General features: G+C 46.5%; 10 protein-coding genes. 5 read left to right on the top strand and 5 right to left on the bottom strand.

The features are described 5' to 3' along the window. Positions 1-59: 59 nt before the first annotated feature. Positions 60-4,106 carry a hybrid sensor histidine kinase/response regulator transcription factor gene (locus tag QVP67_RS01425; protein WP_022161782.1) on the bottom strand — a complete coding sequence of 1,349 codons (4,047 nt, stop codon included), beginning with the start codon at positions 4,104-4,106 and terminating at the stop codon, positions 60-62. Positions 4,107-4,609: 503 nt separating this feature from the next. Between QVP67_RS01425 and QVP67_RS01420 the strand changes: the two genes are divergently transcribed. From QVP67_RS01420 to QVP67_RS01400, 5 genes are all read left to right on the top strand, one after another. Continuing rightward, on the top strand, positions 4,610-7,012 hold the full coding sequence (locus QVP67_RS01420) for a polysaccharide lyase family 8 super-sandwich domain-containing protein (RefSeq protein WP_022161781.1): 2,403 nt from the start codon (positions 4,610-4,612) through the stop codon (positions 7,010-7,012). Between the two features lie 301 nt (positions 7,013-7,313). Next, positions 7,314-9,596, top strand: a complete 2,283-nt coding sequence (locus QVP67_RS01415) for a glycoside hydrolase family 3 N-terminal domain-containing protein (RefSeq protein ID WP_022161780.1) — start codon at positions 7,314-7,316, stop codon at positions 9,594-9,596. A gap of 110 nt (positions 9,597-9,706) precedes the next feature. Then, complete coding sequence (locus tag QVP67_RS01410; protein ID WP_288179778.1) at positions 9,707-11,488, top strand: family 43 glycosylhydrolase; 1,782 nt, start codon at positions 9,707-9,709, stop codon at positions 11,486-11,488. 146 nt (positions 11,489-11,634) lie between these two features. Next, a complete protein-coding gene (locus QVP67_RS01405; protein WP_288179777.1) occupies positions 11,635-13,446 on the top strand; it encodes a glycoside hydrolase family 2 protein in 1,812 nt (603 codons plus the stop codon). An 875-nt stretch (positions 13,447-14,321) separates the two neighbouring features. After that, positions 14,322-15,833, top strand: coding sequence for a glycoside hydrolase family 10 protein (locus QVP67_RS01400; protein ID WP_022161776.1), 1,512 nt, complete (start codon positions 14,322-14,324; stop codon positions 15,831-15,833). A 157-nt stretch (positions 15,834-15,990) separates the two neighbouring features. Here QVP67_RS01400 and QVP67_RS01395 read toward each other — a convergent pair whose 3' ends face one another. The 4 genes from QVP67_RS01395 to purL form a co-directional block, all read right to left on the bottom strand. Then, positions 15,991-16,539 carry a chromate transporter gene (locus QVP67_RS01395; protein WP_022161775.1) on the bottom strand — a complete coding sequence of 183 codons (549 nt, stop codon included), beginning with the start codon at positions 16,537-16,539 and terminating at the stop codon, positions 15,991-15,993. Positions 16,540-16,565: 26 nt separating this feature from the next. Then, positions 16,566-17,114: a chromate transporter gene (locus QVP67_RS01390; protein ID WP_022161774.1), complete on the bottom strand. Its 549-nt coding sequence runs from the start codon at positions 17,112-17,114 to the stop codon at positions 16,566-16,568. A 59-nt stretch (positions 17,115-17,173) separates the two neighbouring features. Further along, positions 17,174-21,208, bottom strand: a complete 4,035-nt coding sequence (locus QVP67_RS01385) for a hybrid sensor histidine kinase/response regulator transcription factor (protein WP_022161773.1) — start codon at positions 21,206-21,208, stop codon at positions 17,174-17,176. A 217-nt stretch (positions 21,209-21,425) separates the two neighbouring features. Continuing rightward, the gene (gene purL, locus QVP67_RS01380; protein WP_022161772.1) at positions 21,426-25,136 is read right to left on the bottom strand and encodes a phosphoribosylformylglycinamidine synthase; all 3,711 of its coding nucleotides are present in this window, start codon (positions 25,134-25,136) and stop codon (positions 21,426-21,428) included. Positions 25,137-25,758 lie beyond the last annotated feature (622 nt).

The raw sequence follows: 25,758 nt of genomic DNA, 5'->3' as shown, positions 1-25,758 counted from the left end.
ACGCAAAAAACGGATGAAACAGTAATTTTGGGGTGGATTTTATAAGGTCCCACATGTTTCTACGAGCGTTTCCGTCTTCTGTACTCTGTTGGCGTCATCTGGAATCTTTCTTTGAAATGTTGCCGGAAGAGTTTCGGAGAAGTAAAACCGGTACGATCCCCGATTTCGTTGACGTTGTATTCCGGATGGGTATCCAATAGTCTGGCTGCTTCCTGTATGCGAATGTCTAGAATGAATTCTAACGGAGTCTGTCCGGTTGCCTTTCTGCACTTGGTGAACAGCAGTGTACGGGATATACCTAATTCTTGAGCCAGAAGTTGGACAGAGAGATCCGAATTTTCCAAATGTCTGCGTATTGCTTCTGTCGCTTTGTTGATGAAGTCCTGAGACTGAATGTCGTTGGCCAATTGCTGGGGAATATGCGTTATGGTGGAGGAAGGATCGGTTAATTGTTCTTTTACTCTCATCCGGTTTTTTATCAGGTTGTTGCATCGTGAAATTAGCAACTGGATATCGAATGGCTTCACAATGTAATCGTCCGCACCGGTTTGCCATCCTTTTAATATCTGCTCTTGCTCGATGCAAGCTGTAAGAATGATGACGGGGATGTGGCAGGTTGCTTTGGTCTCTTTGATAAGGCGGCACAATTCTGTTCCTTCCATTTCAGGCATTACTACATCGCTCAGTACAATGTCGGGCAATTCTGCCTGCACTTTTTCCCATCCTTCCTTGCCGTTGACAGCCGTCTGTATGTGGTAGAAAGGTGTGAAAAGCTCTACCAACATATTCCGTAGTGTCTGTTGGTCTTCTACTATGAGCATCTTGCATTTGCTTGCGGGAGAAGTCGCAGTTGTTTCTGCGTCTTTATGATCGTCGGTTAGGGGCAATGGCTCAGCTAAATTCTCTTCATTATCAGTAACTTCTTTGCTTTCCAACTCTTCTGCATTTGCTGGGGAAACAGGTTCTATTTCTTCCGGTTTGAAATGTGAATATCCTGTTAGTAAATGTACGCGGAAGGTGGTTTCGTCGCCAGGATTGCTGTAGGCCTCGATGCGTCCGTGGTGTAGTTCTACAATACCTTTAGTCAGATTCAGTCCGATACCGGTTCCGGTAGACGAATGGGTATAGTCTGCCTGATAGAAACGGTCGAATATACGGTTGATATCTTCCGGCTTGATGCCATTGCCGGTGTTGGTTACTTCAATAAGTACTTCTTCGTCGGCTTTCCGTACCGACAATACAATTCGACCTTTAGGCGATACATATTTGAATGCATTGGATAATAAGTTGTTTATAACTTTCTGCATTTGCTTGTCGTCGAACCAGAGGAGGATATGTTGATGGCTTTTTTCGAAGCGGAAATCTATGTTTTTTTGAAACGCATAATCTTCGAAGTAACGGTATTGTGAGTGGAGGAAGCCGACAATGTCTTGTTGTCGGGCATGAATCGTCATAAAACCTTGTTCCAATTTCCTGAAATCGAGCAATTCGGTAATCAGACTGTTCAGCTGCTGGCAGTTTTGATAAACCCTCTTCAATGCTATGTGCAAAGAACTGCCGGCCTGTTGCCGGGCCAATAATATCTCCATTTGTCCTAAGATAATGCTTAAAGGAGTCCTGAATTCGTGTGAGATGTTGGTGAAGAAACTTAGTTTAGACTGATTCAGCTGTTCTATGTCTTCGGCATGTTTCTTTTCGTAAATAATCTGTTCGGACAAGCGGATGCGTGTGTTGTGCATTTTCTGCAAGTAGAGCACAATCAGTAAAGCTGCTGCCAGGTAGATTGCATAAGCCCATCCGCTTCGATACAGGGGAGGAATTATCCGGATATGGAGTTGATGGGCAGACAAAGTCTCTCCGTTTTCGTCTGTTGCCTTGACTTTTAGTGTGTAATTACCAGACGGCAAGTTGGTGTATGTAATGAGATTTTCTTCGTTGAGTGGAATCCACTTCTCAGAATAACCATCCAGCTGGTAGGATAGCCGGTCTCGTTTGACTGGTAGAAAATTGGTGGTTGTGTATTCTAAGGTAAAGACATCCTGACCGGCATGAAGAGTAATCTGATCGGCCATTGAAATATCTTGTTTCAGAATTCCGGTTCCGTCCTGCACCGAAACAACGGCACCGTTAACAGTCAGCTTGTAAGGGTAAATGGAGTAGGTATGAGGCTTTTTGTGAAGGATATCTTCCTGGAAAGAGACCATACCGTCCAAGCCACCGATAAAGATTTCTTTGGTGGTCGTAGAATAATATAGAGAATGTTCGTTGACTGAGTTCAGGGGGAAGTCACGCCCACGTTCATAGTTGGTGAATGTTTTTGAAGCTTCGTTTAGGACGGAGAACCCTTGATCGGTCGTTACAATCATTTTGCCATCGGACAATTCGCGTATTTCATAAACGACATTACTGCCCAGTCCATTTTTGTCGGTATCAAAGTTTTCGAAACGGTCGGTTTCGGGATGATACAGATCCAGTCCATTTCCGTTGGAACAAATCCATATTCTATGATAGCTGTCTTCGTAAATGGCGTTGAACAGGTTACCGTTGATGCTGTTGGGAGTATTTGGGTCGTGCTTGTATTCTTTCAGTGTACGGCGTCGGATATCATATTTACAGAGCCTTTGGCCTGCACCGCTTATGATCCACAAATTATTTTGACTGTCAACATGGAGGGCGTATGTATAATTGGTAATGGCTTGTTCTTCTGTAGAAGAGAAGAAAGGTACAGATTTTCCCGTACTGGGGTTGAACAGAGCCAGTTGGCCTTGGCCTCCCAAAAGAAGTCTGTTCTGATGGGGAGTTATGCTCATAATGATGTCCGATGGGATGGTGGTTGTATCTTGCGGGTTGTGGCGGTAATGTTTAAACTGTCCGGTTGAGATGTCCATTCGGTTTAATCCTCCTAAATGGGTACCGATCCACAGAAAGTCGTTTTCGGCATCGTAGTATAAGCATTTTGCATGGTTGTGCGACAGACTGTTGGACGACTCATTATGTCGGTATTGTTGAAATCTGTTTTCTTTCTGTATGTAACGGCATATTCCACCACCTTCCGTGCAAAGCCATAAGTCTCCTCTGATATCGGTGGTCATTTCTCCTATAATAGGTGAGCTTAATCCGTTCTTGTTGTTAGGCACTGCATAATACTTCTGATAATATTGTGAAGTTGGAGTGAAATAGTTAACGCCTCCGTAATAGGTGCCAGCCCAGATGATTCCTTGACGGTCGCACATCAATCCCCAGACAGACGATTCTGTTAGTCCATTGGCTTCTGCTGCGTAGTAAGCTGTGAATTTACCTGTTTCTCGGTTGTATTTGTCCAGTCCGTGGAATGTTGAAATCCAGATATTACCGTTATGGTCTTCACAACAACGGTGTGTCTGGTTATGACTGAGGCTTTCCGGATCGGAATTAGAATGGGAAAAATGTTCTATCTTCCCATTTTTCAGGCAATATAATCCTTTCCCGTCATAGCTGGTTATCCATATCCATCCGTGGGAGTCGCAGAATAAGTCACTGGGGCGTACGTTCTCTATCAGACAAATCGTTTTTCCTCCTTTCAGCAAATAGAGTCCATTGCTTGTGCCTGCCAATAGAGAGTCTGCTTTTTGTAACAGGCATAAGATGTTTTGTCCGGCTGCACGTTCTGTTAAATGGAAAACCTCCTCTTTTTCCCCTTTTTCTTTCCATCGGTAAATTTGATCTCCCTGGCAATAATAAAGGTCTTGGTTAAAATAGATTGATTCTACAGGATGATTGGTCAAGCGGCTAAAGCGATTGGAAGGAATATTATAACGTACGAGCCCTTTGTTGCAACGGATGTAGACGTTTCCTTTGCCGTCACCAGTTATCTGATGAATCAGATTGCTGTGTAAACTTTCAGGTTGTTTTTTATTATATCTGAATATCTGTATATTTTGTCCGTTATAAAGGTTTAAACCGTTACGCGTACCAATCCAAATAAAGCCACGTTCGTCCTGATAAAATGTCATGCCTGAGTTGTGGGATAGTCCATCGGCTACGGTGAGGTGGCGAAAAAATATAGGAGTACTGTATGTTTGAAGAGTGGCCAGCAGCAGATAGAGCAATAATAAGTTTATTTTCATGGTACTTTTCCTGTTTTTTTCTTACTGTTTGTCTGATGCAAAAATAGATTGAGAAGTATTATTGAGCAATAGAATAGTGTATTTTTTAGCCTTGTTGTACGATTCTTGCTCATTTTTTGGACGAGTTGTCCAATTTGCAGATGGCTATTTATGACTGTATTCTTTAGCGGTTATCTGTTTGGAAGAGCTGTTAGGCTATTTGAAGCGTGAGGCTGAATCGTACACAAAAGAGGTTGAATCGTACAGAGTATGTTTTTAAGCAGGGTATGAACTTACATTCTCTTCTTTTGCACAATTCAGTATTCTGGTTTGTAGGAATGTGAACTACATTTGCATCATTGACAAAATATGTATCCTTTGATTAGGAAATGACTGGTTAGCTGAAGAAAAGGTAATACTGTTTTGTTGAAAGGATAACCAAACCGGAGAGGGCATTTCGGCATTCAGCTCTTGGGGTGAAGGGATGACCTCTTCCTTTTTCTGTGATAAAACGTTTGTGATATATGAAAAATAATGTATTGAATATCGGAACAGGTTTGTTTTTTGCTTTAAACTGTTTTTGTTTAGGGGAAGTTGCTGCACAGAACCGTGAAGCACAGATGGCTGAATGTTGTTATTTGCGTTATTACCAGGGAGCCCGTCAGGTGCAGGATGCCGCCAAAGGACAGGCCATTGAGAATTTCAGGCAATTTTATGCCAAACATACTTATTTGAATCTGAATAATTATTCCAAGGACTATCGCCCTTATCTGGAGACTTTGCAGGCAGATGGTACGTTTGCCGATTTGCATGACAAGGATGCGGGGAAAGTGGTTGGTGGAAATTCGGCCAACAGTGGAGGTTCGATTACGGAAGGGTACTATCGGTTGTGGGCTATCTCCGAAGCTTTCCGGCGAGGCGAACTGGATTGGCAGAAAGATGGTGAGCTTTGGAGGCGTTGCCAGAAGGCCATTGTGCATTATGGCGAACTGGAGATTTCGCGCGGTAACGAGTGGTATCGTTTTCATGCTTCGTGTTTTGCCTTGCCCGAGGCTGCCGTCAATATTTATTTTTGCCATTTGCCTCAAATGGATGCCGTGGAGAAGGGCAAAACGGATGACTTCTTGCTGAAAAAGGCATGTGACATGCTGAAGATGATAGCTTTACAGGCTTGGACGCAGCCCTATCGCAAGGATGAGACCGACCTGAATGTGGTGTCGGAAGAACGATTTCGCAAACATGTGTGGTGGGTAGGAGGTAACGGTGTGGGATATCGGGCACTGTTGCAAGCGGCTTTTATGTATCGTTCTATTCCTATGATCGATGTGCTGGCCGAAGTGTGCCGTAAGGGGATTACGCCTACTTCACAGACTACTTACGACGATTCTTTTTGGAACGAAGGCTTTACGGCCGATGGTGCCGGTTGGGGGCACGGACGTCAATGCTTGGTGTGGGGATATCCCATCGACGGTACTCGCGGAGCGTTGGGGATACTTACTTTACTGAAAGGCACTCCTTGGGCACAACAGCTGGATAGAAGAAATGTGGAAGCATTGATGAACTATTTCCGAGGGGCTAATTTCTATTATTACAAAGGGTATAAGCTGGCTTGCGTAGATCGCAGTTCGATGTTGTATATGGATGCTCCGGCTGCTATCCCTTACAGCAGTCTGTTGGATAATGTACTGGCTAACTGGATTGAATCGTTCACTCCTGATGAACAGGAGGAACTGAAACGTTTGCGGAGTGAAATACCCTCGATGAATATAAATATGAATGGTGATGGCCGCTACAATGGTACGCGCTGGTTTTTCAATAACGATGATCTGGTGAAAAAGAACGACCGTTACCACGTGATAGCCAATATGGCGTCGGTGCGCTGCGATGGTCTGGAAAGTGCTTACACCTTTGCCGATGCGTTCAATTATTACACGAACGATGGTGCACTGATGTTTCAGCGCCGAGGAAATGAATATCGTAACGTGTATGGTGCGTACGATGTGACTGCATTTCCGGGAGTAACTGCCCGTGAAGGTATGGAACAGCTGAAACCTGTTGAAAATTGGCGTGGCTATTGCAGCAAATACAATTTTGCCGGTGCTGCTACTTCGGGAGGCGAAAACGCTGCGGCAGGTTTTGTATTCGAGAAGATGAATGCTTCTGACAAGAAAGGAGTGAATGACAAAGGCCGTGGCGGAGCCGACCGTGTGATTTATGGAGTGAAGGCATATAAAGCGGCTTTCATTTTAGGTGATTATGTAGTAGCTTTGGGAGCAGGCATTACTAATCTTACACCCGAGGTAAACGGGAATATCCGTACCACACTTGATCAGACGGAGCGTACGGGCAACGTTTTTGTTCATCATGGCAAAGGTATTGACTGGATTGTACAACAGGGTGGTTTTGCCTATTCTGCTTTCCCGGAGTATCAGAAACGGATGCACTATGTCTGTGAAACCAAACGGATGGATTGGGTGAAAATGAATCCTGCCAACCGGGGACGAAAGAATCTGCCTGCTGAGGTTGATATGCTGCGTCTATGGATAGATCACGGAACTACTCCTACGGACGACACTTACGGTTATGCAGTGTACTGTGGCGATGGTTTGCCTGCCGACCGTTATCCTTTTCGGGTATTGCGCAACGATACTACGCTGCAAGCGGTTCGTTCAACGGACGGAAGAGTGACAGGAGCTGTCTTCTATCGTGCCGATGAGGGTTTGAAAGCTAAACATCTTCAGCTGTCTGTCTCTGCTCCTTGCGTAGTATTGATAGAACAGACTTCCGAAGGTACATTGCTTAGTGTGACCGATGCTTGTATGGATAAAAATCTGAAAGAAATCAGAGTAAATTGGAATGGTAAGACTTATATTTGTCCGATGTCGCAGGGCGAGCTATGCGGAAAGCCTACGGTTGTAAAACTGTAAACCTCCGGAGCAGAAAAATGCCTGAAACTTTGATGAACTGGTGATGAATGCCACGTGTGCAGGACAGAACTTGTTTGGGTGCTGACTTCATTGTATTGCTGTCGGCCACTGGTTATGAATTTACTGCATACAAGTGTGCAGCAGTTCTGCAACTGGCTTGCAGTGTCACTGCATACAGGTTTGCAGCGGCTCTGCAACAGGCTTGCAGTAACTCTGCAACAAGTGTGCAACGCATGGGGCACAAGTGTTTGTCTGTTTACAGGTTTGTACGATAGATAAGAATTAGAAAAAATAGAATACCATGATTAAAATGAAAAAGATTTTTGCTTTGTGTTTGTTGGGTAGTATGTCCTTGGCCAATTATGCAAAGGATTGGGAGAAACAGTTACCTTATCAGAATCCGAAACTTTCGGTAGAAGAGCGGGTAGAGGATTTAATCGGACGTATGACGCTGGAAGAGAAACTGTATCAGATGTCCGCCATTTATTTTGGAAAGAATGCCGAAATTTTTGATGCGACCGGTGAGTATTCCATGGACGAAGTCCGTAAACAGTTCGGTACGCACGGAGTAGGACACTTGAGCTGCCCTACAACAGACATGTCTGCCCGGCAGGCGGTCAGAACCGGTAACAAAATACAGCGAATAGCAGTGGAAGAAACCCGCCTCGGCATTCCGGTGATTATCGATGCCGAAGCTATTCACGGGCTGCGGGCGACTGGGGCCACTTCTTATCCTCAGTCTATTGCCTTGTCGTGCACTTGGAACACGGAACTGATGGGGCGCATAGCCGATGCTATCGGGCAAGAAACTTACAGTCGAGGCATTCACCAAGTGCTGTCGCCTACTTTGGATTTGGCACGCGATCCGCGTCACGGACGTCTGGATGAATGTTATGGCGAAGATCCTTATCTGGCTTCACGAATGGGAGTGGAATTTATTAAAGGCGTGCAGAAGAACCGTGTGATATGTAGTCCCAAGCATTTTCTGGCCAATTTCGTGGGCGATGGAGGGCGCGATTCCGGTAATGCCGGAATGAGCGAACGTGAATTGCGCGAAATTCATATGCCACCTTTCGAGGCAGCAGTCCGTGAGGCTCATGTAAAGTCGTTGATGGCAGCTTATAACTCTTTGGACGGCATACCCTGTTCGGCCAACCGTTGGTTGCTGACCGACGTATTGCGGAAAGAGTGGGGATTCGACGGTTATGTAGTGTCGGATTGGAGTGCTGTCAATCATGCACACGGTGCTCTTCATATCGCTCCGACCAAAGCCGAAGCTGCGGCTTTGTGTGCAAAGGCTGGAATGGATGTGGAGTTGCCACGATTGAATACTTATGTCAAATTGGGCGAGATGATCAGGCAAGGCAAAATATCCGAAGAAGATATTAATGAGAATGTCCGTCATATACTTCGGGTAAAGTTCGAAATGGGTTTGTTCGAACATCCGTATGTCGATGAGGCTTTGGCCGAAAAGTTGTGTGATGCTCCTCATTTTCGTAGCTTGGCACGCGAAGCAGCTAGGCAAAGCATCGTATTGCTGAAAAATGAGAAAAATCTTCTTCCTTTGAAGGGTGCCCGCAAAATTGCTGTGATGGGGCCTAATGCTGATGTTGTTCAGTTGGGAGGTTATTCGGCCAAAGGTGTTTCCGGTGTTAGTCCGCTGCAGGGAATCCGTAATATTTGGGGCAATCGTGCGGAGATAACTTTCACGAAAGGTTGTGGAATGACGGATAACAGCAAAGATGGATTTGAACAGGCAATCAAGAACGCCCGTGAGGCTGATGCTTGCATTTTGGTGATGGGAGGGGCTAACTGGCATACTGGCGGTGAGACTCGCGACCGTAATAACCTTGACTTGATGGGAGTACAGGAAGAATTTATCGAGGAAATTGCCAAAACCGGTAAGCCGATAGTAGTGGTGCTGGTCGAAGGCCGTCCTGTGACAATGACTCGCTGGATGGACAAGGCCGATGCCATTGTCATGATGTTCTATGCCGGTGAGGAAGGAGGTAATGCGTTGGCCGAAGTACTGGCAGGAGAGGTCAATCCGTCTGGTAAACTCTCTCTTACCTGGCCACGGAATACGGGCGATTTACCGATGTGTCTGCTTCATCGTCCTTACGGTCGTGAAGGGCGCATTGTAGAGTACGATAATAACGGGAAGGATTTTCTGCCGAAGGATCGTTATGTTTCCCTTTATCCTTTTGGTTATGGTCTTTCGTATACTACCTATACTTATACGAATCTGAAACTGGAAAAAACGGCAATAAAAGAAGGAGAAGATATCCGCTTTACGGTAGACGTTACCAATACCGGTCAGATGGATGGCGATGAGATTGTACAGGTATATCTGACAGATTTGTATTGCCGGATCACCCAATCGGAAAAACGCTTGAAAGCTTTCCGTCGTGTGCATATCCCTGCTGGAGAAACTTGTACAGTCTCTTTTACTCTGCCTTATTCTTCACTTTCCTTTCTGAACGAATACCTTAAACCGGAAGTTGAAGCAGGAGAGTTTGAGTTGCGTGTGGCTCCTAATTGTATGGAGGGGCTGACTGTACGCTTGACGGCTGAAGGAAAGTAGATGGCTTCTGGTTCAAAGAGAAAGTGCTGAAAGATTTGATAGGCTATCGTTATTGAAAAATAAAGAAATGAATCAGAACTGAATAAAACATCAATGTAATGAGAAGGTATATGAACATAAAGTTGAAAACATTAATAATGGGATGTCTTGTAGCTTCGTCACTCCAAGTGGGGGCTTTCGCGCAGGAAGCAGTATCTTACCCTGGTTATCGTCTGGTATGGGCAGAAGAATTTGAAGGTGCGGGATTGCCTGATTCAAACTATTGGAATACAGGTGATACGGGTGGTGTCATCAATAACGAATGGCAAGACTATCGGAAAGAGAACCTGAATTGTACCCGATTGGAGGATGGCAAACTAATACTTACTGCTTATAAAGATCCGCACAAAGGTGTTCGGGGCTGGGGAAGTAAAGAGGATTATCATTTTAAGTTCTCATCTGGAGAGGTACATTCTTGTGGCAAAAAGACTTTTAAATATGGACGTATTGATGTTTCTGCCAAAATTCCGACGGGTCGTGGCGTATGGCCTGCTATATGGCTGCTTCCAGACAAAAGTCCTTATGGGGGATGGCCCAATGGAGGCGAGATAGATATAATGGAATATGTATGGGGAGACGACGAAAAACATAGTACGACTTATTCGACCGTGCATACGTTTGACTCTGACAGGAACGGAAATAAAATAGGGTCCGGGTATGGGCATTCTTCTACTTTGGATACTGATTTTCATCTGTATTCATTGGTGTGGGAAGAGGAGCGATTGGATATTTTGTTTGACGATCAGGTCATCTTCTCATATCACAAGAAGGAAGATTCATATAAGACGTGGCCTTTCGACCAGCCGTTCTATTTGATAATGAATATCGCGGTTGGAGGTACTTGGGGAGATGACTGGGGCGTGGATGAATCTATTTTTCCGAAAACAATGGAAATAGACTATGTACGTTACTATGAGAAAGAGTCTTGTGAAGTGATAAATCCAGTTATTGACATACGCTACAGTGCCGATCCGTCGGCACGTGTGTTCAACGATACACTTTATATTTATCCCAGTCACGATCGTGACGAAGCCCGTTGGTGGGATATGGAGGATTATTATGTATACTCTACGACAGACATGTGCCATTATAAGGACGAAGGTCTGGTATTCGAACCACTGAAGCAAACGAGTTGGGCGAAGAAATATGCTTGGGCTCCCGATTGTGTAGAGAAAAACGGAAAGTATTATTTTTATTTTCCTACAGATCAGGATTATATCGGTGTAGCGGTAGGTGATTCTCCTGTCGGACCGTTCAAGGATGTGATTGGCAAACCGCTGGTAACACGTCATTCGCCGGGCATAAAGGCTCCACGTGATTTCATAGATCCGGCTGTATTTATAGATGATGATGGTACAGCCTATCTGTTGGTTGGGCAGAATGCATTGAACATCATACGCCTGAATGAGGACATGATGTCGTATGGAGGCAAGCCTGTGGTATTGAACAATGTGAATCAGTTGCCTTATTTCTTTGAAGGTATCTGGATGCATAAATACAAAGGCAGGTATTATCTGTCGTACTCAACAGGTCCTAATATTCCAGGTAGGGGACCGCAAATTGCTTATGCCGTGGCCGATTCCGTATACGGACCTTACCAATATAAAGGAGTGATATTAGAGGAGGTAAGTAGTGGTACCAATCATTCGTCTATTGTAGAATATAAAGGGCAGTGGTATTTGTTTTATCATACCTCAGAGCGGGCATTATCACTTATCCCAGAAGGATCCCCAGAACGTGACTTTATCCAATGGCGTCGTTCTGTATGTGTAGCACCTCTTTATTATAATGAAGACGGAACTATTCGTCTGGTAGAGGCAAAGAAAAGTTTCAAAATTGTCTGTGGAAAATAATGTGATACCGTAAGTTGTGATGTACGAATAATATTCACATAATGGTTTTACATTGTCTTTGTTGAGTATTTGCCTTGTTCGTAAGAAGTGTTTATCTTTGGCTATTGTAATGACAAACATAAATGGATTATCTTAAATTTAAAAACATGAAACAGAAACTAAGAAACAGTTTGTTTATTTTGGGGGCACTTGTCCCGTTGTTGTCGTGGGCGCAATTAGCTCCGCAAATTATGAATATTGATGCACGACAGGTAACTTCGCTTGACGGGCAGTGGAAAACCATTGTCGATCCTTTCGAGAATGGGTATTACGATTATCGTTTGAATCCATACGATGATGGTTATGCTCAGGACAGAACTTATTCGGACCGGACAAAGCTTCAGGAATATGATTTTGAAACGAATAAGACTCTTTTTGTGCCGGGCGACTGGAACACGCAACGTCCACAGCTTTATTATTACGAAGGAACGGTGTGGTATCGGAAACATTTTACTTACGATTTACAGCTGGGCAAGCGTCTGTTCCTGAATTTTGGAGCCGTCAACTATGAAGCTATTGTTTGGCTGAACGGTAAACGCTTGGGCAGTCACGTCGGTGGTTTTACAGCTTTCAATTTCGAGATAACCAATTTATTGAAAGAGGGGGTTAACAGTCTTGTAGTTAAGGTAGACAACAAACGCCGTCCTGAAGGAGTGCCTACCGTAAATGCAGATTGGTGGAACTTTGGTGGCATTACACGTCCGGTTACGCTGGTTGAGGTTCCATCGACTTACATTCGCGATTATTATGTGCAGTTGAAGAAGAACGATACCAATACAATTGAAGGATGGGTGCAGCTTGATGGTGATAGCAAGTCGCAGAAAGTGTTATTGGACATACCTGAACTGAAACTGAAGAAGGAAGTAGAGACTGATGCCGACGGATATGCTTCGTTTGAGGTGAAAGCCAAGCCTGTACTTTGGACACCCGAGGAGCCGAAACTCTACACTGTTTCTTTGGCTGCCCAGTCTGATAAAGTGACCGATGAGATAGGTTTCCGAACTATCCGTACGGAAGGTACCAAGATTCTGCTCAATGGTAAGGAAATCTTTTGCCGAGGAATCAGTATTCATGAAGAAACTGCTTATTCGAGCGGTCGGGCTTATTCGAAAGACCATGCCCGTACGTTGTTGGGATGGGCCAAAGAGTTGGGCTGTAATTTTGTCCGTTTAGCACATTATCCGCATAACGAAGCAATGGTGCGTGAAGCTGAGCGTATGGGATTCCTGGTTTGGTCGGAAATTCCAGTGTATTGGACTATTCATTGGGAGAATAAGGATACGTACCGGAATGCGGAACAGCAATTGTGCGACATGATCGGACGAGACAAGAACCGTTGCAATATCATTATCTGGTCGATTGCCAACGAAACACCGGTCAGTGAACCGCGTCAGGCTTTTCTTGCTTCATTGGCCGAGAAAGCGCGTAGTCTGGACAACGTGCGTCTGATTGGTGCAGCAATGGAGAAGTCGGAAGTAGAACCGGGCGTACTGACGGTGAACGATCCGTTAGGCAAGTTGCTGGATATTATCAGTTTTAATGAATACGTGGGATGGTACGACGGTAATGCCGAAAAGTGCGACCGGGTGAACTGGACATTCGACGTGCAGAAACCGGTCTTCATCAGCGAATGGGGAGGTGGTGCTCTGTATGGACATCATGGACCTAAGAACGAACGCTTTACGGAGGAATATCAGGAGGATTTGTACATTCGCCACGTGAATATGCTGAAGCGTGTTCCCGGATTGGCAGGTACGACTCCCTGGATTCTGAAAGATTTCCGTTCGCCCCGTCGTCAGGTGCCGGGTATACAGGATGACTTCAACCGCAAAGGTGTGGTTTCGGATCAGGGACAAAAGAAGAAAGCATTCTTTGTGTTGAAGAAGTGGTACGAAGAATTGAAGGAAGCGTATAAATAACCAATAAACGTATGGAACAATAGATTTCTTGAAAATCGATTTGGAAGGCGAGTGCGAAACATACGGTTTCTCTTTGCATTCCGGTGTTCGAGTTGGAGCTTTATAACCGCGACATGGATACACGGTAGAGCCAGGCGAATTTGAATTGCAAATAGGCGCTTCGTCGGAAGATATCCGGTTGACGGTCATGAAGTGATTGATGTCAGACTGCGGATGAAGTAGTCCGTGGAGATGATGAAGAGCGATGCAAGGGGCTAATCGGGGCTCGAACGCCGGTGATTGACAATTTGACATTTTGCATCTTTAACCCCGCGAGGCTCGCGTATTTCCGTCCGATGTATTTGGAATGCGGAAATATGCGAGTCTTTTTTTGTATATCGCTGAACAGTAATATGATAGTGAAATGTTTACATTTGAAATAGAACGGAAACCGGTCTTTTTTCTCTGCAAACTGGTTTTCGGAGGCAGAAAAAAGGTATTTTTTTTCTGTGACAAGTAATGTGGATACGGTTCACAAGCATTGTTCGTGTTCCGTACAAGCGTTGTTCGCGTTCCGCACAAGCGTTGTTCGTACTCCGTACAAGCGTTTTGCGAGTTAAAAAGGTTTTTTCTTGCATATTTTCTGTATGTTTATGTCATTTTGAGCATATATATTCTTGTTTATTTGTCTGCTTTGTGTTTTTGGCTTTCGGTGCTTGTTAGTGCATTGCTTCTTTTGACGATGTTGTGGCGGAAAGTATGCTGATTTTGTGACAAATTGTTAGGACGGTAGGGCGATTGTTACGATACAAAGTTTCTTTCCTATTCGTTATTTTCGCGGAAATGTTTAACTTTGCGACCTTACGTAGAATTTAGTTAATTGAAAATACCGGATTATGAAGATTAGAATACTATTATTGCACCTGTTGCTGTGTGTGTCGATGCTGACGGTATCGGCACAAAATATCGCGTCGGGACGCTATCCCAAACGTGAGTTCCGTGGAGCGTGGATTCAGGCCGTGAATGGCCAGTTCAAAGGCATGTCGACAGAGAAAATGAAGCAGACGCTGATAGAACAGCTGAATTCGCTGCGTGGGGCGGGTTTCAACGCCATCATCTTTCAGGTACGTCCCGAGGCGGATGCCTTGTACGCATCGCGTCTGGAACCCTGGAGCCGCTATCTGACGGGAGTACAGGGACAGGCCCCCGAACCGTATTGGGACCCCATGCAGTTTATGATTGAAGAGTGCCACAAACGTGGCATGGAGTTTCATGCGTGGATCAACCCGTATCGGGTAAAGACATCTTTGAGGAACGAGCTTGTGCCCAATCATGTGTACAATCTGCATCCTGAATGGTTTGTGACTTATGGTGACCAGATTTACTTCGACCCGGCCTTGCCCGAAAGTCGCCGTCATATCTGTCTGGTAGTGGGCGATATCGTTTCGCGCTACGATGTCGATGCCATCCACATGGACGACTATTTCTATCCTTACCCGATTAAGGGAGTCGATTTTCCTGACGATGCCAGCTTTGCCCGTTACGGAGGCGGTTTTGATAACAAGGCCGATTGGCGCCGCAGCAATGTAAATACACTTATCAAGCAGTTGCACGAGACTATCCGTGAGGTGAAACCCTGGGTGAAATTCGGTATCTCGCCTTTTGGCATCTATCGCAACGAAAGCAGCGACCCGCTGGGTAGCAAGACGAAAGGACTGCAGAACTATGATGACCTGTATGCCGACGTACTGCTGTGGGCACGCGAAGGCTGGATCGACTATAACATCCCGCAGATATATTGGCACATCGGACATCCGGCTGCCGACTACGAAACGTTGGTAAGATGGTGGGCCAAACATACCGAAAACCGTCCGCTGTTTATCGGACAGTCGGTACAGAACACCATCCAGAATGCCGATCCGCAGGATCCCGGAATAAACCAGTTGCCGCGTAAGATGGCTTTGCAGCGTGCTTACCAGACCATCGGCGGAAGTTGCCAGTGGTATGCGGCTGCTGTAGTCGAGAATCAGGGACGTTATCGCGACGCATTGGTTGCCGAATATCACAAGTATCCGGCTTTGCCGCCAGTGTTCGACTTCATGGACAATCAGGCTCCCGATAAGGTACGTAAGCTGAAACCGGTATGGACGGAAGACGGATACATTCTTTTCTGGACGGCTCCCAAGTATAAGGACGAGATGGACCGTGCCGTGCAGTTTGTAGTATATCGTTTCGATAGCAAGGAAGATGTCGATTTGGATGACCCCTCGCACATTGTAGCCATTACCCGTGACTGCTTCTACAAGCTGCCTTACGTAGATGGAAAGAAGAAATACCGTTATGTAGTAACTGCCCTCGATCGTTTGCAGAACGAATCCAAGCAGGTATCGAAGAAAATAAAACTGTAACGGAATAGATAGATGTCCCGATAGCCGACTTGATTGTCGGTATCTTCGGACAGAATAAAGGCGCGGATTTCACAGACACGACGGATCGCTTGTTGTTTTTTGATCCGTACACTCTGTGAAATCCGCGCCTTTTATATAGGAAAGTGTAGACCACCGCTTAGTAAAGCAGCAGCCCAGCCAGACCACAGGCAATAATCATCCCGATAGGATTCAGCTTGTACTTCTTTGTTCCGACAAAAGCCACCAGGAAAATGATGCAGCTGATGACGAACGAGTAAGTATCTTCGGTAGGCGAGCTGAAATTCTCGGTGTTCATCAGAACCAGCGCTGCGGAAGCAAGCAGTCCTACCACAGCAGGGCGCAAACCGCTGAATACGGCTTCTACTGCCGGATGCTTCTGGTACTTCAGGAAAAAACGGCTGATGGTGAGCATTAGGATAAAGGACGGAAGTACCACGGCAAACGTCGCAATCACCGATCCCCATACACTGCCCGTAGCCGTAAAGCCGACGTAGGTAGCCGAATTGATACCGATCGGACCGGGAGTCATCTGACTGATGGCGACAATGTCGGTAAACTCCTGAGGTGTGAGCCATTCGTAGCGTGTGACCACTTCGCCTTGTATCATCGAAAGCATGGCATAACCTCCGCCAAATCCGAAAAGGCCTATCTTGAAAAAGGTATAAAATAGTTGCAGAAATATCATATCTTTGTTTCCTCCTTTTTAATTCTTTATTCTTCATTCTTCATTTTTCTGTATCTTCCCCATACGTATCCGCCGACTCCTGCGGCAATGATAATCCAGATGGGCGAAAAGCCAAGAAGCCAGATCAGCAGGGCAGACACGACCGGAATCCAGACGTTGTACTTGTTTATCTTAGCCGATTTTGCCATGCTGAAGGTAGGGGCTGCAATCAGGGCTACAACAGCAGGACGTATGCCTTTAAAGATACGTTCGACAACCGTGTTTTCCTTGAAGTTGTGGAAAAACAGGGCAATGGCCAATATAATAAGGAAAGAAGGCAGAATGGTACCCAATGCGGTGACGATACTGCCGCGGATGCCTCGCAGACGGTAGCCGATGAAGATGGATATGTTGACGGCCAGAATGCCCGGTGACGATTGTGCAATGGCAAGCAAGTCTATAAAATCTTCTTTGGCTATCCAGTTGCGTTTCGTTACAATCTCGTCTTCTATCAGCGGCACCATGGCATAACCTCCACCGATGGTGAAGGCACCGATTTTGAAGAAGATGGAGAAGGCTTCGAGATAAATATTCATAAAATGATAAGAGTTTATTAGTCAGTTCTTAAGATGAAATGTGTATGTTGCCCTTTCTCTTACGATGGGTTTTCGGGCGACAGGCGCTTCTCTTTTTCCTGTAGCTTGTCCTTGGCATATTGGCTTGGACTGACGTTGAAGTGCTTTTTGAACACTTCGCGGAAATATTTGGCATCGTTGAAACCTGTCTTTTCGGCTATTTCCGTGATGCTGTATCTTTGTTCTTCCAGCAGTTGGGCAGCATATTTCAGTTTTATCAGGCGGATATAGTCGGCCGGCGCCTGGTCGGTCAGTGCTTTTATCTTGTTGTAGAAGCTGGTACGGCTCATATTCATCAGGCTGCAGAGGGTATCGACATTGAAGTTGGGGTTGTCCATGTTTTCATCAACGCCTTTCTTCACGGCTGCGATGAACTCTCGGTCAAGGTCGTTGCTGCAATTGCTGCAAGGTATGTCTGCGCCTTTGTCATTCAGCTCCAGGTTGGCATATTTGCGGCGCAACAGTGCACGGTTGGCCAGCAGATTGGCTATCGTAGCTCGCAGAATACCGATGTTGAACGGCTTCACTATGTATTCGTCGGCACCGCTTTGCAGGCCTTCGATGATGTTTTTGTCTGTGCTGAGTGCTGTCAGCAGAATGATGGGGATATGCGAAGTCTCGATATCTTTCTTCAATATCTGGCACAATTCGTCGCCACGCATTTCGGGCATCATAATGTCCGAGATGACCAGACTTGGCATTATTTCTTTTGCCATGACAAGGGCTTCCTTGCCATTGTTGCATACCTGAATACGATATTCGTCGGACAAGCTGTTTTGCAGATAAGTTCTCAGTTCGTCGTTGTCTTCTACTATCAGCAGTTTAGGCAGGTCTTCCGACTGTTGGTTGGGGTTTGATTGTTTTTCTGCTGGCATACGGACCTGTGCAGTCTGGACAGTTATATTATGTCCGGCATTTCCATCGTTCTGTTCCGGATGAGCAAGTGCCTTTCGGTACTTCCTTTTGTCTTTCGGGAACGTGACTTTGATGGACGAGCCTTTGTTTTCGGTACTGCTGAAGCTGAGTTTTCCCTTGTGTATGTTGACCAGTTTCCATACCAGTAGCAGTCCGATGCCGCTTCCTGTTATTTTTGAGTTGACGGCGTTACTTCCGCGGAAATGCATTTTAAACAGTTTCTTCTGTTCGGATGCCGGTATGCCGATTCCGGTGTCTTTTACTTCGATGCTCCACGAGTCGTTGTTGTCGGTAGCGCAGATTTGTACGCTGCCTCCTTCTGGTGTGTATTTAAGGGCATTCGATATGATATTTTTCAGGATGGAATCCATTTTGTCCTTATCCAACCAGACGTTGAGGTACTGGAAGTTCTTTTCATAAGTCAGGGCAATCCGTTTGACATCGGCATATGCCTTGAACACATGAATGGTTTCTTCAATATAAGTATTCAGCTCATATTCGGCTACGTGTAGGTTGCTGGAGTATGTATCTGCCCGTTCAAAATTGAGCAGGTTGGTAGTCAGACGCAATAAGGCATTCACATTCCGCAAAGCGGTGTTCAGGTTGCTTTTTCCTTTTTCGCTCAGTTGTTCGCGTTCTTCCACTTCTTCCAATGGGGCTTTTATCAGAGTTAACGGGGTACGGATGTCGTGTGCCGTATTGATGAAGAAACGAATTTTCTCGTCCGAAACTTTCCTTTGCTTTTTCATCATTAAAATACGCATGCCGGTAGCGACAATGCTTAACAGCAGGATGATGTAAAAGGCGATAGCCCATCCGCTCAGCCATATTGGTTTTTCTATGATGATCTGCATGCTGCGTTCTTCCAGAATGACATTGCGGTTTTCGTTCGAGATGGCTCGTATGCGCAAGGTGTATTCTCCCGGATTCAGGTTGGTGAAGCGGATGGTGCTTTCCCGGCTGGGGCGGCTCCAGGCATCGTAAAAGCCTTCCAGTTTCCAGGAATAAAGAATCAGCGAAGGGTAATCATAATTGATGGACGATACCTGCATGGAGAATGTATTCTGATCGTACTTCAGCCTGAGGGTTTCTGTTTCGTTGATGTCGGTCTTCAGAGGAGAGTCCTCGTCGTTGGGATAAACCGTCTGGTATAGCACACGCAGGTCGCTTAGTACCATTTTAAACTTGTAATCACTGGGAAGCACAATGTCTTTGCTGAATTCGATGGCACCGTCCGTGCTTCCGAAAATGAAATTTCCGTTTTTGCGCAACGTTCCCGAGGATGCGTTGAAGTGGTCAGACTTCAGACCATGTTCCTTGGTCCAGTTGTGGAAAGTTTTATCGACGGTGCTGAAGTTACTTAATCCGCTTTCTGTACTAAGAAATATGTTATCCTGTCCGTCGGACAGAATATCGTAAATGTTGTTGGATATCAGTGCGCTGTTCTCTGTATAATAGCGTTCGAACTTGCTTGTCCGGATGTCATAGATCAACAGACCGGCATTGTTTGTTCCGATATACAGCAGACTGTCGCCAGCCTGATAAAGAGAATAAATGTAATAAGACTCAATAGGCATGGAGATGGATTGCGGCTTTCCACTCTCTTTGTCGAGCAGGTAAAGTCCGTTTGTAGTTCCTATCCACATGTGTTTCTTGTCTTTTTCAAGAATGGTAGTGACTCCTGTCAGATCGTCGAAGTAGCGTATCTCCTTCTTCTTATAATCTATCTCTTTCAGGTTATAATAACCTCCCGACCACACTTTGCCTTCCGAATCCAGTGTAATGGAACGGATGTATTTGTCGGGGCGGATATTCAGGTTGCCGAACAAAGAAGGAGTAAAGAAGTTTACGCTGTTGTTGTGCTTGTTGATTTCGTAGATACCGGAACTGTATCCGCCTGCCCAGATGATGCCGGGAGCTACCTCGCACAGAGAGAGGAAAGCATGGTTCTTGCTATGGAGTTCCTGGTCGAACATACTGAGATATGAAGTCCATTTTCCGTTCTTCACCTCATAAAGGCTGATACCGTTGTTGGTAGCAAACCACAAGTCGCCATCATGATCTTCGATGATGGCATTTACCTGATCGTTGACGAGCGACTGACGGTTGCCGATGGAGTGTTTGATCCATTGATAGGAAGCATAGCGGTTGTTGCGTACGGTGATTCCTATGGGATAATTGGCCATCCAGATACGTTGTTCGTTATCGATGTAGATATCGCTGATGTTGTTGCCATTCATTCCATTGTTACTGTTGTAGTCGGCTACGATATATGGTTCCGATTCGTAGGTATGGACGTTGCTTTTGTAAATTCCGGCTCCGTCGGTAGCTATCAGTATTTCGTTATCGTTCAGAGCTTGGATGCAGTTGATGGTGATGTCCATCAGGCCGGCCTGAAGAGGGCGCATCCGGTGGTTGTCCAGTTCGTAGACATAGACTCCGCGCTGAAAGGTACCGATGAAGACCTTGTGTGAAGGACGGTGGTAGTATAACTCGTTGATTTGGAGTGTGAGGTTGTCCAGCTGTTCGCAAGGCGACACCTTTAGGGTATTGTTCTGAAGTTGGGCATAATGAATGCCGATGTCAGTTCCTATAAAGTAATGTGTCGAATCTATTTGTTCGATTCCTGTGATGTTTCCGTTTATTTCGTTTTGAATGGTGGTTACCTTGCTTGTATCCGAATGGAACAGGTAGATGAGGTCGGAAGTGCAAAGCCAGACAACACAGTTGTCATCTACAAAGCCATAACTGACAGGGGAATGGATTTCTTTGGCAAAAGCGCTTTTAGGAAGTTTGTAGACCAGTTGAAATGTGTCGTGTACGTCGTCGTAACGGAAGACACGCCCTTGTTTGCCTATTTCCCACAATGTTCCTTTCTTGTCGATACAAAGCCAGTTCAAGTTCAGGATAGAGCTTACCTCTTCTTCTCCGTCCATCAGTTTGTAGGGCTTGAAGTCTTTTCCGTTGAAGCGGTCTATTCCGTCGTGTGTAAGAAACCACATGTATCCCTTTTTATCCTTTTGGATAGCATATACTTGTCTGTTGCTTAGTCCGTTTTCTACTCCAATGTATTTGTAAGTCTGAGCTATGCAAAGCAGTGGAAACAGGAGGAATATGAAAGAAAGAACCTTTTTCAACATGATTGTCGGTTTTTATTGGCACTAACAGAGAATGTGCCCTTGTATTAAGATTACAAAAATAGGATTTTTATTTGAGATAAGCAAAAAGGAGGTGGCATATCTTACGGATAAAATAAATACGGATTGTACGTGAAGTCACTGAATAATTGAGGAATATCCTCGTGACACTGCGTACAATCCGTATGGTGTCCTCTAGAAAGAGGGAGGTAAAATGATTTTATTTATTATTCATCTTTTCTTCTACCCACTTGCGTGCGTTGACGAAGGCTTCTATCCACGGCGTTACCTGGTCGCTGCCCAAACGGTCGGCTGGGTAGTAAGCGTTCTGCCATGGGAAGATGGCACGCTCCAGGTGAGGCATGATAGCCAAGTGGCGGCCATCGGGGCTGGCAATACCTGCTACCGAGTAGTCGGAACCGTTAGGATTGCCGGGATACTCATCGTAGGTGTACTTGGCCACGATATTGTAGTGGTCTTCGTTGTAAGGCAGGGAGAACTTGCCTTCGCCGTGAGCCACCCAGATGCCCAGCTTGCTGCCACTCAACGAACCGAACATTACGCTGCGGTTGGTCGGGATAGTCACACCCAGGAAGCGGCTTTCGAACTTATGCGAGTCGTTGTGGAGCATGCGTCCGCGTTTCTCGTCGGTGGGGTTGATGAGGTTCAGTTCCATCATCAGCTGGCAACCGTTACATACACCCAGTGAGAGGGTATCTTCGCGGGCATAGAACTTGTCAAGCGCTTCTTTGGCTTTGGGATTGAAGAGGAAGGCGCCCGCCCAACCTTTGGCTGAACCAAGTACGTCGGAGTTGGAGAATCCGCCGCAGAAGACAATCATATTGACATCTTCCAGCGTTTCGCGTCCGCTTACAAGGTCGGTCATGGTTACGTCCTTCACGTCGAAGCCGGCCAGATAGAGTGAGTAGGCCATTTCGCGTTCGCCGTTCGTACCCTTTTCGCGGATGATGGCTGCGCGGATGCCGCTCGGTGTGCGACGGTCGGGGCTGATGCCGTATTGCGAGAGTTTGCCTGTGAATTCGGGCATGAAGGCCAGATCCATAGGCTGCATCTTGTAGTTCTCGAAACGCTTCTTGGCGCAACCGTTCATTGATTGACGACGGTCGAGCAGGTAAGAAGTAGAGTACCATACGTCGCGCATGTAGTCGATGCCGAACTGATAAGTGGCACCGTCTTTTTCGACGAGGATGTGACGCTCATCGGTCGGCTTACCAATCTTCACGAAGCCTACACCTGCGTCTTCGAGTATCTTCTTCACTTCGTCCTTGTGCTTGTCGGCTACCTGAATAACGATACCCGGGTTTTCGGCAAACAATATCTTGATGAGGTCGTTTTCCTTAATCTTGTCGAGGCTGATTTCCATACCGCCTTCTACGTTGGAGAAGCACATTTCGAGCAGCGTGGTGATGAGACCGCCTGCCGAGATGTCGTGTCCGGCCAGGATGAGGCCTTTGTTCACCAATTCCTGAACGGCGAGGAAGGCGTCGCGGAAGTATTCGGGATTCTGTACGGTAGGTACGTCGTCGCCGACTTTGCCCAGCGACTGTGCGAAAGCCGAACCACCCAGTTTCAGGGTGTCGAAGCTGAAGTCGATGTGGTAGAGTGTGGTCTTATGGTCGTTCACCAATACGGGCGAAACCACTTTCTTCACGTCGCTCACTTCACCGCCAGCCGATACGATGACCGTACCCGGAGCAATGACTTTGCTTCCGTCGGGATATTTCTGTGTCATGGACAAAGAGTCCTTACCGGTAGGCACATTGATTTGCAGGGCGCAGCAGAAGTCGCTCAATGCTTTGACTGCCGTGTAGAGGCGTGCGTCTTCACCTTCTTGTGAGCGGCAAGGCCACATCCAGTTGGCGGAGAGCGATACGCTATCCAGACCTTCGGCCAGCGGTGCCCATACGAGGTTGGTCAATGCCTCGCTGACAGAGAGTACAGAGCCGGCAGCCGGGTTGGCCAATGCGGCTTGCGGAGCATGACCCAGCGAAGTGGCGATACCTGCCTGACCACGATAGTCGAGGGCTACCACACCACAGTCGCTCAGCGGCAGCTGAAGTTCGCCTACGCATTGCTGGCGGGCAATCTTACCTGTTACGGAACGGTCCACCTTGTTGGTCAACCAGTCTTTGCAGGCTACAGCCTCCAGTTGGAGTACGTTGGCCAAGTATTCATGCAGTTTGGGCAGTTCGTAAGTCGGCATTTCGTAATGACGCTCTACGGTTTTGTCTACCATGTATGTTTTGGGTGAAGAACCGAACATTTGGTCAACGGCCAGGTCGAAGGGGCGTACGCCGTCAGCTTGCTCGAAGCAGAAGCGGTGGTCGCCGGTTGTTTCGCCTACGACGTACATCGGGGCGCGTTCGCGTTCGGCAATCTTACGTACGTGTTCGATGGCTTCTTCCTTGATAAGCAATCCCATACGCTCCTGACTCTCGTTGGCAATGATTTCTTTGGCCGAGAGGGTCTTGTCGCCGATGGGAAGTTTGCTCATGTCGATGTGTCCACCACATTCTTCTACCAACTCGGAGAGACAGTTAACGTGTCCGGCCGAACCGTGGTCGTGGATGGAGACAACGGGGTTAACATCTTCTTCGCAAAGGGCGCGTACTACGTTGTAGGCACGTTTCTGCATTTCGGCGTTGGCGCGCTGTACGGCGTTCAACTCGATGCCGCTGCTGTATCGGCCTGTGTCTACAGACGATACGGAGCCGCCGCCTAAACCGATGCGGTAGTTGTCGCCACCCATCACTACGACCTTGTTGCCTGCTTCGGGTTTGCCTTTCAGGCAGTCGCGTTGCGTGCCGTAGCCTACGCCGCCGGCCAGCATGATCACTTTGTCGTAGCCGTAGACTTCTTGTTTTTCTTTATGTTCGAAGGTCAGCACCGAACCGCAGATAAGCGGCTGACCGAACTTGTTACCGAAGTCGCTGGCACCGTTGGATGCCTTGATCAGAATCTGCTCGGGTGTCTGATACAACCATTTGCGCACGGGCAGGATTTCTTCCCACTCGCGTCCTTCTTCCGAACGGGGGTAGGAGGTCATGTAGACAGCTGTACCTGCGATGGGCCAGGAGCCTTTACCGCCACCCATACGGTCGCGGATTTCACCACCCGTACCGGTTGATGCACCGTTGAAGGGCTCTACAGTGGTGGGGAAGTTGTGTGTTTCGGCTTTCAGCGAAATGACACTCTTGATGTCCTTCACCTGGAAGTAGTCGGGTTTCGAGTGGTCGGCGGGTGCGAACTGCTCGATAACGGGACCTTCGGCAAAGGCTACGTTGTCTTTGTAAGCCGATATGATTTTGTTGGGATTTTCCTGTGTTGTCTTCTTAATCATCTGAAAGAGCGAGGATTCCTGCTCTACGCCGTCGATGATGAACGTACCGCCGAAGATTTTGTGACGGCAGTGTTCGGAGTTGATTTGGGCGAAGCCGAATACTTCGGAGTCGGTCAGCGGACGTCCGAGGTCTTTCTCCACTTTTTTCAGATAGTCCATCTCTTCTTTCGAGAGGGCCAGACCTTCCTGCTCGTTGTAGGCTTCGAGGTCTTCGATGTGGACGATAGGTTCGGGCTTGCGGTTAGTGGTGAATACTTGTTGGTCGAGTCCTTTGTACATGCGTTGCAGCATAGGGTCGTGGTCGGCGTTTTCGTCGGCTACGGGGAAGTACTCTTCTATGCGCAGAATGCCGTTGAGGCCCATGTTCTGAGTGATCTCTACGGCATTTGTACTCCAGGGAGTGATCATTTCGCGGCGCGGGCCTACGAAATATCCTTTCAGGTTTTCTTCACTTTCGGGGGTGGCTTCTCCAAAAAGCCAGCAGAGCTTTTCGCTTTCTGCCTGCGAAATGGCGTGTTCGCATTCTACGGCAATCACGCTTTTTTGAGGAGTTCTGTAGAAAGAAATCATAATTATTATAGCGCTATATTGATGATAAAATTCTTTATTATCAAGTTGTTTCGGGGATTATGGCTCCCTTTGTCCTTTTTCGTATGCAAAGATAGTGTAAACCGAGTGAAGTACAAAGCAAAAACCTTGTTTTTAGCTTTTACTTCGGAGGTGTGACATGTTTCACTTCGGTTTTAGAGTAGCGCAAAAGCTGCTTCACTTGCACGTACGTTACATTGGCATTTGCACGTACGTTACATCTTTCACCGCATTCGTCTGTATATCAAGTGATTAAGAATGGGGATTTTCATAGAGTGAAGCCAAGGAAAATGGGAAGATTCGGAAGAAGTGAAACCAAAAGGTGAATCTTCCGTGAAACCATATGTTTCACCGTATTGCACTGAAAACCAGTATGCTGAAAGCCGGGTGAAAGCGTGAAGGAAAATTGGAGAATTTAAGGTTTAAAGTTGGAGTTGGAGGGCTGAAGTTTCATCGTAATATCCTGTAGGTAACCTGTTTGTGGTGGAAGATGGATACGCGGACGACGCAGAGGGAGCGGACGAACGCGGAGTTTGATTTTTAAATACAGGCGGAGCGGATTTCCCCGAAAGTGGGGGGGAGCAGATATCGGTCTTGCAATGAT

Origin of the sequence: Bacteroides sp. CAG:633, from assembly GCF_000435115.1 — a bacterium.
GTDB classification, from domain to species: domain Bacteria; phylum Bacteroidota; class Bacteroidia; order Bacteroidales; family Bacteroidaceae; genus Bacteroides; species Bacteroides ndongoniae.
The sequence above is the reverse complement of the archived record's forward strand: the minus strand, read 5'-3'. Positions and strand labels throughout refer to the sequence as shown.

Excerpts from the sequence above, each read along its gene's own strand:
- QVP67_RS01405 (WP_288179777.1), top strand. The coding sequence starts at position 11,635 with ATGAAACAGAAACTAAGAAACAGTTTGTTTATTTTGGGGGCACTTGTC.
- QVP67_RS01420 (WP_022161781.1), top strand. The coding sequence starts at position 4,610 with ATGAAAAATAATGTATTGAATATCGGAACAGGTTTGTTTTTTGCTTTA.
- purL (WP_022161772.1), bottom strand. The coding sequence starts at position 25,136 with ATGATTTCTTTCTACAGAACTCCTCAAAAAAGCGTGATTGCCGTAGAA.
- QVP67_RS01415 (WP_022161780.1), top strand. The coding sequence starts at position 7,314 with ATGATTAAAATGAAAAAGATTTTTGCTTTGTGTTTGTTGGGTAGTATG.
- QVP67_RS01425 (WP_022161782.1), bottom strand. The coding sequence starts at position 4,106 with ATGAAAATAAACTTATTATTGCTCTATCTGCTGCTGGCCACTCTTCAA.
- QVP67_RS01400 (WP_022161776.1), top strand. The coding sequence starts at position 14,322 with ATGAAGATTAGAATACTATTATTGCACCTGTTGCTGTGTGTGTCGATG.
- QVP67_RS01395 (WP_022161775.1), bottom strand. The coding sequence starts at position 16,539 with ATGATATTTCTGCAACTATTTTATACCTTTTTCAAGATAGGCCTTTTC.
- QVP67_RS01385 (WP_022161773.1), bottom strand. The coding sequence starts at position 21,208 with ATGTTGAAAAAGGTTCTTTCTTTCATATTCCTCCTGTTTCCACTGCTT.
- QVP67_RS01390 (WP_022161774.1), bottom strand. The coding sequence starts at position 17,114 with ATGAATATTTATCTCGAAGCCTTCTCCATCTTCTTCAAAATCGGTGCC.
- QVP67_RS01410 (WP_288179778.1), top strand. The coding sequence starts at position 9,707 with ATGAACATAAAGTTGAAAACATTAATAATGGGATGTCTTGTAGCTTCG.